Origin of the sequence: Modestobacter sp. VKM Ac-2984 (genome assembly GCF_026967985.1) — a bacterium.
Classification (GTDB): domain Bacteria; phylum Actinomycetota; class Actinomycetes; order Mycobacteriales; family Geodermatophilaceae; genus Modestobacter.
On sequence record NZ_JAPVBJ010000003.1, the window covers coordinates 187,197 to 200,637 of the forward strand.

The 13,441-nt window shown below is 74.8% G+C and carries 11 protein-coding genes; 4 read left to right on the forward strand and 7 right to left on the reverse strand.

Annotated features, from left to right (window positions below):
• The first annotated feature begins 9 nt into the window (after nucleotides 1-9).
• Both O2W16_RS07975 and gdhA read left to right on the forward strand, forming a co-directional pair.
• Nucleotides 10-771 carry an HpcH/HpaI aldolase family protein gene (locus tag O2W16_RS07975; RefSeq protein ID WP_269158280.1) on the forward strand — a complete coding sequence of 254 codons (762 nt, stop codon included), beginning with the start codon at nucleotides 10-12 and terminating at the stop codon, nucleotides 769-771.
• Between the two features lie 90 nt (nucleotides 772-861).
• On the forward strand, nucleotides 862-2,211 hold the full coding sequence (gene gdhA, locus O2W16_RS07980) for an NADP-specific glutamate dehydrogenase (RefSeq protein WP_269158281.1): 1,350 nt from the start codon (nucleotides 862-864) through the stop codon (nucleotides 2,209-2,211).
• A gap of 42 nt (nucleotides 2,212-2,253) precedes the next feature.
• Here the strand turns inward: gdhA and O2W16_RS07985 are convergent, their stop codons facing one another.
• From O2W16_RS07985 to O2W16_RS08000, 4 genes are all read right to left on the reverse strand, one after another.
• Nucleotides 2,254-3,033 carry a DivIVA domain-containing protein gene (locus tag O2W16_RS07985; RefSeq protein ID WP_269158282.1) on the reverse strand — a complete coding sequence of 260 codons (780 nt, stop codon included), beginning with the start codon at nucleotides 3,031-3,033 and terminating at the stop codon, nucleotides 2,254-2,256.
• Nucleotides 3,030-4,169, reverse strand: a complete 1,140-nt coding sequence (locus O2W16_RS07990; protein WP_269158283.1) for a globin domain-containing protein — start codon at nucleotides 4,167-4,169, stop codon at nucleotides 3,030-3,032. The genes O2W16_RS07985 and O2W16_RS07990 overlap by 4 nt, the downstream gene beginning before the upstream one ends.
• 208 nt (nucleotides 4,170-4,377) lie before the next feature.
• Nucleotides 4,378-5,691, reverse strand: coding sequence for a glucose-6-phosphate dehydrogenase (locus O2W16_RS07995; protein WP_269158284.1), 1,314 nt, complete (start codon nucleotides 5,689-5,691; stop codon nucleotides 4,378-4,380).
• Nucleotides 5,688-6,548 carry an NAD-dependent epimerase/dehydratase family protein gene (locus tag O2W16_RS08000; protein ID WP_269158285.1) on the reverse strand — a complete coding sequence of 287 codons (861 nt, stop codon included), beginning with the start codon at nucleotides 6,546-6,548 and terminating at the stop codon, nucleotides 5,688-5,690. The genes O2W16_RS07995 and O2W16_RS08000 overlap by 4 nt, the downstream gene beginning before the upstream one ends.
• A gap of 89 nt (nucleotides 6,549-6,637) precedes the next feature.
• Here O2W16_RS08000 and mug point away from each other — a divergent pair, with 89 nt between their 5' ends.
• Nucleotides 6,638-7,183, forward strand: a complete 546-nt coding sequence (mug, locus tag O2W16_RS08005) for a G/U mismatch-specific DNA glycosylase (protein ID WP_269158286.1) — start codon at nucleotides 6,638-6,640, stop codon at nucleotides 7,181-7,183.
• Here the strand turns inward: mug and O2W16_RS08010 are convergent.
• From O2W16_RS08010 to O2W16_RS08020, 3 genes are all read right to left on the reverse strand, one after another.
• Nucleotides 7,173-8,255 carry an acetate/propionate family kinase gene (locus O2W16_RS08010; RefSeq protein WP_269158287.1) on the reverse strand — a complete coding sequence of 361 codons (1,083 nt, stop codon included), beginning with the start codon at nucleotides 8,253-8,255 and terminating at the stop codon, nucleotides 7,173-7,175. The genes mug and O2W16_RS08010 overlap by 11 nt on opposite strands.
• On the reverse strand, nucleotides 8,252-10,657 hold the full coding sequence (locus O2W16_RS08015) for a phosphoketolase family protein (protein ID WP_269158288.1): 2,406 nt from the start codon (nucleotides 10,655-10,657) through the stop codon (nucleotides 8,252-8,254). The genes O2W16_RS08010 and O2W16_RS08015 overlap by 4 nt, the downstream gene beginning before the upstream one ends.
• A gap of 104 nt (nucleotides 10,658-10,761) precedes the next feature.
• A complete protein-coding gene (locus tag O2W16_RS08020; protein ID WP_269158289.1) occupies nucleotides 10,762-12,099 on the reverse strand; it encodes a M20 family metallopeptidase in 1,338 nt (445 codons plus the stop codon).
• A 124-nt stretch (nucleotides 12,100-12,223) separates the two neighbouring features.
• Between O2W16_RS08020 and O2W16_RS08025 the strand changes: the two genes are divergently transcribed.
• Nucleotides 12,224-13,252, forward strand: coding sequence for an Atu2307/SP_0267 family LLM class monooxygenase (locus O2W16_RS08025; protein WP_269158290.1), 1,029 nt, complete (start codon nucleotides 12,224-12,226; stop codon nucleotides 13,250-13,252).
• Nucleotides 13,253-13,441 lie beyond the last annotated feature (189 nt).

Below are 13,441 nucleotides of genomic sequence, written 5' to 3' on the forward strand. Positions count from 1 at the left end.
ACTGATCGGGTGCCGGTCGGTGAGCGTGCAGAGGGTGGCGGGCCGGTGGGTCCGGGTGGCGTCCGTGCCCTGCGGGAGCGGTGGGCGGCCGGGGAGGCCTGTCACGGGATCTGGAGCCAGCTGCCCGGTGCGGTGACCGCGGAGCTGCTGGCCGGCACCGGCGCGGACTTCGTCGTGCTGGACCTGCAGCACGGAGCGCTCGCCGAGGCGGAGCTGCCCGGGGTGACGGCGGCGGTGGCCCTGGCCGGCGCGGTGCCGCTGGTGCGCACCCGCAGCGCGCACTTCACCGACGTCGGCCGGCCGCTGGACCTCGGCGCCCACGGCGTCCTGGTGCCGACCGTGCTCGGCGCCGACCACGTCCGGGAGGTCGTCGCTGGCTGCCGCTACGCGCCGCGGGGCAACCGGTCGGCCGGGCGGCTGTCCGGCGGGGCGGAGGAGCCGTTGGTGCTCGTCATCCTGGAGACGGCCGAGGCGCTGGCGGAGCTGGACGCCGTCCTGGCCGTCGACGGCCTCGACGGGGTCTACGTCGGCCCGGTCGACCTGGCCGCCTCCCTGGGGCTGGCCGGGGACGTCGAGGGGCTGCGAGAGGTGCTGTCCTCGGTCCTCACCCGCGCCCGGGCCGCCGGGGTGCCGGTGGGCGTGCACGCCTTCGACGGGGCGGGCGCGGCGGCCCACGCGGCGGCGGGGACGACGATCGTCACCGCCGCGATGGACACCACCGTGCTCCGGACGGCCCTCGCCGAGCAGCTGCGGCTGGCCCGCGGGGCCTGAGGCCGTCAGCAGTCCGGACCGGGCCACCCGACCTGCGGGGCGGGCCGGGCAGTGATGGGGTGACCCTGTCATCGAGGACAGGAGCACCGCGTGAGCACCGACGTGTCAGAGGTCGTCGAGCAGATCTACCAGGACGTCCTGCGACGGAACCCCGGGGAGACCGAGTTCCACCAGGCGGTGCAGGAGGTGCTGGACTCGCTGTCGGCCGTCCTCGCCCGGCACCGCGAGTACACCGAGATGAAGACGATCGAGCGGATCTGCGAGCCGGAACGGCAGGTCATCTTCCGGGTGCCGTGGCAGGACGACCGCGGCGAGGTGTGGATCAACCGGGGGTTCCGGGTCGAGTTCAACTCGGCGCTGGGTCCCTACAAGGGCGGGCTGCGCTTCCACCCGTCGGTCAACCTGGGCATCGTGAAGTTCCTGGGCTTCGAGCAGATCTTCAAGAACGCGCTGACCGGCATGCCGATCGGCGGCGGGAAGGGCGGCTCGGACTTCGATCCCAAGGGGCGGTCGGACGCCGAGGTGATGCGCTTCTGCCAGTCCTTCATGACCGAGCTCTACCGGCACCTGGGCGAGTACACCGACGTCCCGGCCGGTGACATCGGGGTCGGCGGGCGGGAGATCGGCTACCTGTTCGGCCAGTACAAGCGGATCACCAACCGGTACGAGTCCGGTGTCCTGACCGGGAAGGGCCTGGGCTGGGGCGGTGCGCAGGTGCGCACCGAGGCGACCGGTTACGGGGCGGCCTTCTTCGCCCAGGCGATGATGGAGGTGCGCGGTGACTCCTTCGACGGCAAGCGGGTGACCGTCTCCGGCTCGGGGAACGTGGCAGTCTACGCGATCGAGAAGGTGCACCAGCTCGGCGGGACGGTGGTGGCCTGCTCGGACTCGTCCGGGTACGTGGTCGACGAGCGGGGGATCGACCTCGAGCTGCTCAAGCAGGTCAAGGAGGTCGAGCGGGCGCGGATCAGCGGCTACGCCGACCGGGTGTCCTCGGCGCGCTTCGTCGAGGGCGGCAGCATCTGGGACGTCCCGTGCGAGGTGGCGGTCCCCAGCGCCACGCAGAACGAGCTCGACGCCGACGCGGCCGCGGCACTGGCCGGCCACGGGTGCGGCTACGTCGTCGAGGGGGCGAACATGCCCACCACGCCGGGCGCCGTCCGGGTCCTGCGGGACGCCGGGGTGGCGTTCGCGCCGGGCAAGGCGGCCAACGCCGGGGGGGTCGCCACCTCGGCGCTGGAGATGCAGCAGAACGCCTCCCGCGACCGCTGGACCTTCGAGCACAGCGAGCAGCGGCTGGAGGAGATCATGCGAAACATCCACGCCCGCTGCCACGAGACGGCCGAGGAGTACGGCGTCCCCGACGACCTGGTGCTCGGCGCGAACGTGGCGGGCTTCCTGCAGGTCGCCGAGGCCGTGCACGCCCACGGCCTCGTCTGAGCGACGCCCCGCGGCCAACCCAGGCCGCGGGGCGTCCTCGGCTCAGGAGGAGGAGCGGGATGCCGGGACGGCCCCGGCCGGCTCGGTGTCGTCGGCGGTCGCGTTGGCGGAGAACGCCACGTCCGGCCGGCCGCGCTCCAGCTGCTGGGGCCGGGTGCCGCGCGGCGGCGTGGGCAGCGCGCCCGGGTGGGCCCGTCCCCACTCCGTCTCCACGTCGCTGAGCAGCGCCTCGAGGTAGGAGCGCAGCTGCACCCGGCAGGCCTGGCTGAAGGCCTTGAGGTAGGCGACCTGTTCCTGCAGCTCCTCGGACTCCGGCTGGCCACCGCTGACCACCGGGATGCCGTTGCCCCGGATGGCGGCACCGGCCTCCTGGGCCGCCTGGATGATCGCGCCGGCCTTCTCCCGTGCGGCGGTGAGCTGCTCCTCGTACTGGGCGCGCGCCTCGCTGGTCATCTGCCGGCTGAAGTCCTCCGCCTCGGCGACGTACTCGTCGGCGGTCAGCTGGGCGGTGGCCAGGATGCCGACGGCCTGGTCGCTGGGGGAGGGGCGGGCCGCTGCCGCGTCCACCTGCTCCTGCAGCCCCTGGACCTGCGCGCGGAGGCGGGCGTTCTCCTCGGCGAGCTGGACGTTCTCCCGCGCGAGCCGGCCGTTCTCGTCGGTGAGCTGGGCGAGCCCGTCGGCCGCCCGGGCCAAGACGGCGTCGACCTCCCGGTCGGTGTAGCCGGGGTGCAGCATGCTCGCCGGGGTGAAGTGGACGGCGCGGAGGTCGTCGGCCGTGGGGGGCCCTGCCTCGTAGCCGGAGCCGGTGTCGCTGGTGGTCATTCGGTCACCTTCCCGTCGAGAGTCGGGCTCGGTCGGCTGGGGGCGAACACCTCGGTGCGGATGCGCGCCATGGGGACCCCGGAGTGGACGAGGCGGGTCACGGTGTCCTCGATCATGGCCGGGTTGCCGGCGACGTACACGTCCCGGCTGTTCCAGGGGCCGTGCCGCAGGACGACGTCACCGATGTCCCCGTGCTCGGCGGGTGCGCCCTTCTCCTGGGAGACCGCCGGCGTCACCGTCAGCCACGGGTGCTCCTGCTCCAGCCGGTGCAGGTCGGCCCGGTCGTAGAAGGCGTCCTCGGTCCGGGCGCCGACGAAGAGGTCGACCCGCCGGGCCGGTCCGTGCCGGGCGACCTGGTCGACCAGGGCCTTCAGCGGGGCGAGCCCGGTGCCGCCGGCGACCAGCAGCAGGTCGCGGTCGGAGTCGGTGTCCAGGCTCAGGTGCCCGACCGGTGGCCCCAGCCGCATGACGTCGCCCACACGGGTCAGCCGGACCAGCGCGGAGCTGACCGGGCCGCCGTCCCGGGCCTTGACGTGCAGCTCCAGCAGGCCGTCGGGCCGGGGGGCGTTGGCGGGGGAGTACCACCGCCACAGCCGCGGGCGCTGGTCGATCTCCAGCGAGACCGCCTGCCCCGGCAGGTACCCGAGGGGCGTCCGCGGGCGCACCTGCAGGACGGCGACGTCCAGCGTGCGGCGCTCGTGCGCGACGACCTCGGCCTCCCACCAGGCGGGCTGGTCGGCGGCCTCGTCCGCCGCGCCGATCATCACGTCGGCGATCAGGCCGTACGCCTCGGTCCAGGAGGCGGCCAGCTCGTCGTCCCACTCCTCGTCGAAGTGCTCGAGGGTGGCGAGCAGGCTGGCCCCGACCGCGGGGTAGTGGGCGGCGAGCGCACCGAACTTGCGGTGGTCGCGCCCGAGCTGCTGCAGGATCGGCACCAGGGCGTCGAGGTCGTCGACCCGGGACATCACCTCACCCAGGGCGGCGAACAGCCGGTCGCGCTGGGTCGCCATGGAGACCGGGAACATCTCCCGGGTCTCCGGGTGGGTCAGGAACAGGTGGGAGTAGAACCACAGCGGGACCTGGTCTCCGTGGGCGGCCGCCTTGGCGAAGCTCGCCCGCATCGCGGGGATGTCCACTCGCTCGGTCCTCCTCCTGGTCGGCGTTCGGTGCGCCCTCAGCGCCGGTGCTGCCTGCCAGCGCTCACCGCCGGTAGCCGAAGGGCCACGGACATGCGGCGAGTTTGGTCGCTCCGCGCGGGCGATGCCACTCCTGGATCACCAGGTGGACCGGGCGGTGGACGACCCGGTGGAGCCCCACCGACCGGCGCCGGCCGGTGGGCCGTGGTCAGCGGTCTCCGGGCGGCCCGGCGGAGCCGGCGGGGTAGCTCAGCAGCGGGGGCTCACCGGCGGCCCAGGCCTGCAGCACCGGGTCGACGATCCGCCAGGCCTCCTCGGCCTCCGCTGCGCTGACCGCGGTGCGGCTGCTGCCGGACAGCAGGTCGGTGAGCACCGCGCTGTACGCGGTGCGCTCACCCGGTGCGCGCACTGCCACCCCGGCAGCATCGTGCTCGGCGCCGTCCAGCGGGATCTCCAGCCGGTCGTCGGCGACCCGCTCGACCCCCGGTGGGAGGCCGCCGGGTGCCGGCGCGCGCAGGTGCAGCACCACCTGCTTGCGGTCGGCCGCCAGCGCCTTGCCGGTGCGCAGCACGAACCGGGTGCCGGCCCACCGGGGCGTGTCCACCACGAACGCCAGCTCGGCGAAGGTCTCGGTGCACCGGGCCGGGTCGACGCCGTCCTCCTCGACGTAGGCCCGGGTCGTCGGGCCGGCGGTGTGCTGCGCCCGGCGGGTGGCCGCCACCTCGGGCACCCGCACCGACCGGAGCAGGTCCAGCCGGGCCCGGTGCAGGTCCTCCTCGGCCGGCGTCGCGGGCAGCTCCATCGCCAGCACGGTGAGCACCTGGACCAGGTGGTTCTGCAGCACGTCGCGCACCGCGCCCGTCCGGTCGTAGAAGCCGGCCCGGCTGCCGACGGTGAGCGTCTCCTCCCAGACGACGTCGACCTGGGCGAGGTGCTCGCCGCTCCACCGCCCGGCCAGGGCGCCGCCCGGCTGCCGCAGTGCGAGCAGCTCGGCCACCGCCGGCATGCCCAGGAAGTGGTCGACCCGGAAGGCGGCCTGCTCGACGTCGCCGGTCGCCTGCGCCAGCAGCGCGTTCAGCGCCTGCGCATCGGCCAGGTCCCGGCCGAAGGGCTTCTCCACCGCGATCCGGCTGCCCCGCGGGAGGCCGGCGGCTCCCAGGGCGCGGACGGTCGCGGGGAACAGCGCCGGCGGCAGCGCCAGGTGGACGGCGACCGGCCCGGCCCCGCTGAAGGCGGACACCGCGCTCGCCACGGTGCCCGGCTCGGTCAGCTCGACCTGGCGGTAGCGGGCGGCGTCCACCAGCGCCTCCCGGGCCGCGGCGGGCAGGTCGCCGGCGTGTTCCCGCAGCCGGGCGGCGACGTGCTCGGCGAACCGGGCGTCGTCCCAGTCCTGCTCGGCGGCGCCGACCAGCTGCAGGTCCGCGGGCAGGTGCCCCGCGGCGAGCGACCCGGCCAGGGCGGGTAGCACGAACCGGCCGGCGAGGTCGCCGGTGGCGCCGAACAGCAGGAGCCGGGTGATCACCGGCCCGCGGAGTCCCGCCAGGAGTGCTCGGGGGCGAACCCGAGCACCCGGCGGGCCTTGTCGATCGACAGCAGGGTGTCGTGCGTGCCGACGTCCCGGCGGTGCGGGACGTCGGGGAACTGGGCCGCCAGCAGCTCGCTGTTCGGCCGGGCGGAGACGGTGTCGGCGTTGGCGACGATGAACACGTCGGCTCCGGGCTCGCCGTGCTCCAGGCCGCGCCGGACCGCCTGGGCGCCGTCGCGGGCGTCGATGTAGCCCCACAGGTTCCAGCGCCGCAGCGCCGGGTCGGCGTCGTAGCCGGGGAAGGCGGCGTAGTCCTCGGGGTACATGACGTTGCTGAACCGCAGCCCGGTCATCGACAGGTCCGGGTGCCACCGGCACAGCTGGCGGGCCAGCTCCTCCTCCAGCGTCTTGACCAGCGAGTAGGTGGTCGTCGGCCGGGGCGCGTACTCCTCGTCGACGGGGACGTAGGGCGGGTCCTCGTCGAAGGGCAGCCCGAGCACCGTCTCGCTGGAGGCCCAGACGATCTTCCGGACGCCGGCCCGCAGCGCGGCGCTGTAGACGTTGTACGAGGCGGTCACGTTGTTGGCGAACGTGGCCGCGTTCGGCATGAGGCCGGGCGCCGGGACGGCGGCCAGGTGCACCAGCGCGTCGATCGGTGCGCGGTGCTCGTCGAACCCGGACAGCGCCTCGACGGCCTGGCCGGCGTCGGTGAGGTCGACGACCGCGGACTCCACGTCGGTCCGGGGGCTGGGCGTCCGGTCCAGCGCCAGGACGTCCCAGCCGTGCTCGAGCAGGTGGGTGACCACCGCCCGGCCGAGCTTCCCGCTGCTGCCGGTGACCGCTGCCCGCGCCATGGTTCTCCTTCGTCCTTCGACCGATGTGCCCGGGACAGCCTGGCCCGTGGCCGGCGTGCCCGCACACCGGGGGCGGGACACTGGACGTCATGACGGAGCACGAGACCGGTGCCGACCGGCCCAAGCCGGTGCCCGACCTGATCGCGCCCGGGCTGGACGTGCTGTTCTGCGGGATCAACCCGTCGCTGCGCTCGGCCGAGACCGGCACCCACTTCGCCCGGCCGGGCAACCGGTTCTGGCCCGCGCTGCACCTGGCCGGCCTCTCCCCGCGCCGGCTCACCCCGGCCGAGGGGCAGGAGCTGCTGCGCTGCGGGATCGGGGTCACCAACGTCGTCGACCGGCCGACCCGGACGGCGGCCGAGCTCGACCCGGCCGAGCTGCGCGCCGGCGCCGCGCAGCTCGAGGCGCTGGTGGCCCGGTACCGGCCGCGGGTGCTCGCCGTCCTGGGGGTCACCGCCTGGCGGCTGGCGTTCGACCGGCCGCGGGCCACGCTGGGGCGCCAGCCCGAGCGGATCGGCGGGGTCACCACCTGGGTGGCGCCCAACCCCAGCGGGCTCAACGCCCACCACCAGCTGCCCGACCTGGCCCGGCTCTACCGGGAGCTGCGGGATGCGCCGTCGGAGGTCAGCGGCTGAGGTCGCCGAGCACCCGGCGGGCCTGCCGGTCCAGCACGACCTCCTCGTCGGCGGGGACGACCAGCGTGCGCACCGTCGCCCCGGGGGCGGACAGGTCGCCCGGGGCGGGCGCCGCGGGGTCCAGGACGACGCCGAGGTGGGCCAGCCGGGCGGCGACGGCGGCCCGCACGGGCGCCGAGTGCTCGCCCACGCCACCGGTGAACACCAGGGTGTCCAGGCCGCCGAGCACCGCGGTGTACCCGGCGACGGCGACCGCCACCGATCGGCTGAGGACGTCGAGGGCCAGCCGGCTGTCGGCGTCCCCGGCGTCCGCCCGCTCGGTGATCTCCCGGACGTCGGTGGAGCCGGCGATCCCGGCCAGCCCCGAGCGGTGGTCGACCAGGTCGCGCAGCTCCTCGACCGACCAGCCGCGGTCGGCCAGGAACAGCAGCGCGTCGGGGTCCAGGTCGCCGCTGCGGCTCGCCGACAGGACGCCGCCGGTGGGGGAGAAGCTCATCGTGGTCGCCAGCGAGCGCCCCTCCGCCACCGCGGTGACGCTGCAGCCGCCGCCCAGGTGGGCGATCACCGCCCGGCCGAGCTCGGGGACGGTGTCGACCACGTGCTCGAGGTTGAGCCCGTGGAAGCCGTAGCGCCGCACCCCGAGGGCGTCGACCTCGGCCGGCAGCGGCAGCCGCCGGGCCTCCGCGGGCAGGTCGGCGTGGAACGCGGTGTCGAAGCAGGCGACCTGCGGCAGGCCGGGCCACTGAGCCCGGGCGGCCTCCATCTCCGCGACGTCCCCGGGCAGGTGCAGCGGGGCGAAGGGCGCCAGCGCCCGCAGCGAGGCGAGCAGCTCGTCGTCCACCAGCGCCGGCCGGACGTGCTCCGGCCCGCCGTGCACCACCCGGTGGGCGACGGCGACGAGCTCGATGCCCTCGGCGGCCACCCGGTCGGCCAGCTCCGCGACCGCGGTGCGGGCGTCGTCGACCGGCCGGGTGACGTGCACGTCGAGCAGCCGCTGCCCGGCCGCGTCGTGCACGGCGGCCTTGAGGGAGCGGGAGCCCGGGTTGACGGCCAGGATGGCGCCGTCGGTCATCCGCGTGCCGCCCCCGCGCCCCAGGTCCAGTCCCGGACCTCCGGCATGTCCTCCAGGTGCTCGCGGACGTACCCGTGGTGCCGGTCGAGCTGCTCGCGGCAGAACCGGACCAGCTCCGCGCCGCGCTCCGGCGCCCGCCGGGAGCGGCGCAGCGCCTCGATCACCAGGTGGTACCGGCTCATCCGGTTGAGCACCACCATGTCGAAGGGGGTGGTCGTCGTCCCCTGCTCCTCGAAGCCGCGCACGTGGAAGCGTGCCGGGTCGGGGCGGCCGTGCAGCAGCTGGTGCACCGCCCGGGGGTAGCCGTGGAAGGCGAAGACGACGTCGGTGTCGGCGGTGAACAGCTGGTCGAAGTGCTTCTCGGAGAACCCGTGCGGGTGGTCGTCCGGCGGGAGCAGGCCCATCAGATCGATCACGTTGACCATCCGGACCCGCAGCGCGGGCACCCACTCCCGCAGCAGCTCGGCGGCGGCCAGGGTCTCCATCGTCGGGACGTCGCCGGCCGCGGCGAGGACGACGTCCGGTTCCGCCTGCCCGTCGTCCTCGGTGCCGGCCCAGTCCCACACCGACGCCCCGGCCGCCGCGTGCGCGTGCGCCTGCTCCAGGGTCAGGTACTGCAGGTGCGGCTGCTTGTCGGCGATGAGCAGGTTGACGTGGTCGGTGCTCTGCAGGCAGTGCTCGGCGACCGAGAGCAGGGTGTTGGCGTCCGGGGGCAGCCACACCCGCACCACCTGCGGGGACAGCGGGATGACCGTGTCCAGCAGGCCGGGGCCCTGGTGGCTGAAGCCGTTGTGGTCGTTGCGCCAGCAGGTGCTGGTCAGCAGGATCGTCAGCGACGACACCGCCGCCCGCCACGGCAGCGTGGCGGCGTGCTGCAGCCACTTCACGTGCTGGACCACCATCGAGGCGCTCACCATGGCGAAGGCCTCGTAGGTGGCGAAGAGGCCGTGCCGGCCGGACAGCAGGTAGCCCTCCAGCCAGCCCTGGCACAGGTGCTCCGACAGCACCTCCATCACCCGGCCGTGCGGGGAGAGGTGGTCGTCGGTGGGCAGGACCTCGGCCTGCAGGCAGCGGTCGGTCACCTCGAAGACCGACTGGAGCCGGTTGCTGGCGGTCTCGTCGGGACAGAACAGCCGGAACGTCCCGCCGCCGTCCTCCGTCGTCGTCCGGGCGTAGACGTCGCGCAGAAGCTCACCGAGCGGGTGGGTGGTCTGGGCGTAGGTGGTCCCCGGCGCGGGGACGTCGACGGCGTAGGACTCCAGCGGGGGCAGGTCCAGCGGGGTGCGCCGGCGCCCGCCGTTCGCGTACGGCGTCGCGCCCATCCGCAGGTCGCCCGCCGGGGCCAGCGCCGCGAGCTCGGGCACCAGCGCGCCGTCGGCGGTGAAGAGGATCTCGGGGGAGTAGGAGTGCAGCCAGTCCTCCAGCAGGGCCAGGTGCGCGCCGTCGGTCTGCACGCCCGACAGCGGAACCTGATGGGCGCGGAACGTGCCCTCGACCTGCACGCCGTCCACCTCGTGGGGGCCGGTCCAGCCCTTCGGCGTGCGCAGCACGATCGCCGGCCAGCCCGGGCGCACGTCCTCGGCCCCGCCGCGGGCGGCGGTCTGGATCTCCCGGATCCGGTGGTGCGAGGTGCGCACGGCGGCCTCCAGGTCCCGGAACACCGCGCGCGGGTCGTCGCCGGCGACGAACACCGGGGCCCAGCCCTGGCTGCGCAGGTAGTCGGCGATCTCCTCGTCCGACGACCGGCCCCACACCGTCGGGCTGTTGATCTTGTACCCGTTCAGGTGCAGCACCGGCAGGACGGCGCCGTCCCGGCGGGCGTCCAGGAAGGCCGGGATCTTCCAGGAGCCGGACAGCGGGCCGGTCTCCGCCTCGCCGTCCCCGACCACGCAGGCGACCAGCAGGTCGGGGGAGTCGAAGGCGGCGCCGGCGGCGTGCACCAGCGCGTAGCCGAGCTCGCCACCCTCGTGGATGCTGCCCGGGGTCTGCACGCTCACGTGGCTGGGGATGCCGCCGGGGGTGGAGAACTGTCGGAACAGCCGGTGCACCCCCTCGGCGTCGCCGCTCACCTGCGGGTAGATCTCGCTGTAGCTGCCCTCCAGGTAGGTGGCGGCCACGAGCGCCGGGCCGCCGTGCCCCGGCCCGGCGACGTAGAGGCAGGGCGTGCCGGTGCGCCGGATCAGCCGGTTGAGCTGCACGTACAGCGCCGACAGGCCGGGGCTGGTGCCCCAGTGGCCGAGCAGCCGCGGCTTGACGTCGGTGTGCGCGAGCGGCCGGCGGACCAGCGCGTTGTCCCGCAGGTAGATCTGGCCGACGGTGAGGTAGTTGGCCGCGGCCCACCACCGCAGGTCCAGGTCGAGCTGGTCGTCGGGGTAGTCCGCCGTCGTCGCCTGCTCGGTCATGGGCTCCACACTGTCGGTCTCGGGTGAACGGCCGGGGCTGGTGCGGCCCCGGAGCGATCCTGACCGGCCCGGGCGGTGGGTGCCCGGGCCGAAGGTCCCGCCGCTCAGCCCAGCAGGTCGGCCAGCTCCAGGACGCCGCCGGCCGCCTCGAACTCGGCCCGGGCCGCGGCGAGCACGGCCGGGTCGACCAGCGCGTCCAGCGCGGTGAGCGCCAGGCCCACGGCGCCGTCCAGCACGGCCCGATCCCCGGCCGGGGAGGCGGCGGCCGCGGCGAAGCCGGTGGTGTGCATCGACGTCTCCGGCCCGGCGATGGCGATCATCGGGTGGATCGAGGGCACCCGGACGCTGACGTTGCCCAGGTCGGTCGACCCGGCCAGCGACGCCGGGGTCACCCCGGGTGGGAGGGCGGTGCGGCCGCGGCGGGCCTGGTGACGGGTCCACCGGGCGGCCAGCTCCAGGTTGGCCCGGATCGGCAGGTAGGCCGGCAGCTCGTCCCAGTGCAGCTCGTACCCGCAGCCGGTCATCGCCGCCGCGCCGGCCATGACCGCCTCCATCCGGCGGCTCAGGTCGGCCAGCGTCTCCGGCGTCGCGGAGCGCACGTAGTACAGCGCCTCGGCGGTCTCCGGGACGACGTTGGGCCGCTGCCCGCCGTCGGTGATCACCCCGTGCACCCGGTCGGTGTCCGGGACGTGCTGGCGCAGCATCGCCACGCCGTTGTAGCCGGCGACCACGGCGTCCAGCGCGTTGCGGCCCATGAAGGGCTGTGCCGAGGCGTGCGCGGCGATGCCCGTGTACGTGACCCGCAGCTGGCGGCGGCCGAGGAAGGGCTGCACCGCGGCGTCGTAGGAGAACGGGTGCAGCATCACCACGGCGTCGACGCCGTCGAAGGCGCCGGCCCGGGCCATCAGCTCCTTGCCGCCGCCGCCCTCCTCGGCCGGGGTGCCCAGCAGCAGCACGGTGCCCTCGACCCCGCCGTCGGCCAGCACGGTGGCCAGCCCGAGGAAAGCCCCCACGGCGGACGCGCAGATGACGTTGTGGCCGCAGCCGTGGCCGATGCCGGGCAGCGCGTCGTACTCGGCCAGCACCGCCACCGTCGGCCCACCGCTGCCGACGCTGGCCCGCAGCGCCGTCTCCAGGCCGAAGACGCCGACCTCCGCCTCGATCCCGGAGCGGGCCAGCAGGTCGGCCACCGCCCGGGCCGAGCGGTGCTCTTCGTACCCCTCCTCGGGGTGGGCGTGCAGGTCGTGGCTGAGCGCCAGCAGGTCCGCCGACGCCGACTCGATCGCCTGCTCGGTCCGGGCCAGCAGCTCCTCGGGTGCACCGGCGTGCGGGGAGGAGAGCGGTTCGGCGGTGGCGGCCGCGCGGTCGGTGGCCGCCCGCAGCTCGTCCAGGTGGGCGGGGTCCGCCGGGCGGGGGAGCCGGGCGTCGACGGGGTCGGTCATGTGCCGTGTCTACCCGGTGGGGTGGCGCCGCGGAGACCCGCCGGGAACGATCTCGGTCGGCAAGTGGTTGAGCGCTTGACGGACGCCGGCCCCTCGTCGTCCGCGAGAACCTCTGGAGGACCCCATGCACCTCGGCGTCGACAGCTTCGTCTCGGCAGTGACCGACCCCACCACCGAGCGCCTCGTCGGGCCGGAGGAGCGGATGGCGGACCTGCTGGAGGAGATCGAGCTCGCCGATCGCGTGGGGCTGTACTCCTTCGGCATCGGTGAGCACCACCGCAGCGAGTACTACGACTCGGCGCCGGCGATCATCCTCGCGGCGGCTGCGGCGCGGACCTCCCGGATCCGGCTGGGCAGCGCGGTGACGGTGCTCAGCGCCGCCGACCCGGTGCGGGTCTTCCAGCAGTTCGCCACCCTCGACCTGATCGCCAAGGGCCGGATCGACCTGGTCGTCGGGCGTGGCTCCTTCACCGAGGCGTTCCCGCTCTTCGGGCTCTCGCTGGGCGACTACGACACGCTGTTCAGCGAGAAGCTCGACCTGCTGCTGCAGATCCGCGACTCCGAGCAGGTGACCTGGTCCGGTCGGCACCGCCCGGCACTGACCGGTCAGGGCGTCTACCCGCGGCCGCTGCAGGACCCGCTGCCGATCTGGGTCGGGGTCGGCGGCAGCCCGGAGTCCTTCGCTCGGGCCGGGCTGCTCGGCCTGCCGCTCATGGTGGCGATCATCGGCGGCGAGCCCCGCCAGTTCGCCCCGCTCATCGACCTCTACCGCCGCGCCGGTGCGCAGGCCGGGCACGCGCCCGAGAAGCTCCAGGTGGGACTGCACGTGTTCGGCTTCGTCGCCGACAGCGACCAGGTGGCCGCGGACACCATCTACCCGGGGTGGCACGAGATGTTCGCCAAGATCTCCCGCGAGCGCGGCTTCTCCCAGCCGTCCCGGGCCCAGTTCGACGCCACCAGCGGGCCGAACGGCGCCTTCTTCATGGGCGACCCGGACACCGTGGCGGAGAAGCTGGTCCGGATCTCCGGGCAGCTCGGCGGCGTCGACCGGATCTCGCTGCAGATGACCAACCCCCGGCTGGCGCACGCCGACCTGCTGCGCGGCATCGAGCTGCTCGGCACCGAGGTCGCCCCGAAGGTCGCCTCCGCCTGAGGCGCCTCTTCTGACCCTCGACGCAGGTGAGCCCTCGCTCTAGCGTCGTCGACGTGCACGCGTCGACGTCCTCGGCGAGCCGGTCCGCCGGCGCCGCTGCGGGAGGACGACGTCTGGTTCGACCAGTTCCGCCGCTCCTGGGACCAGCACCTGGACGCGCTGGACACCGAGCTGCGGCGTGGGGTGCGC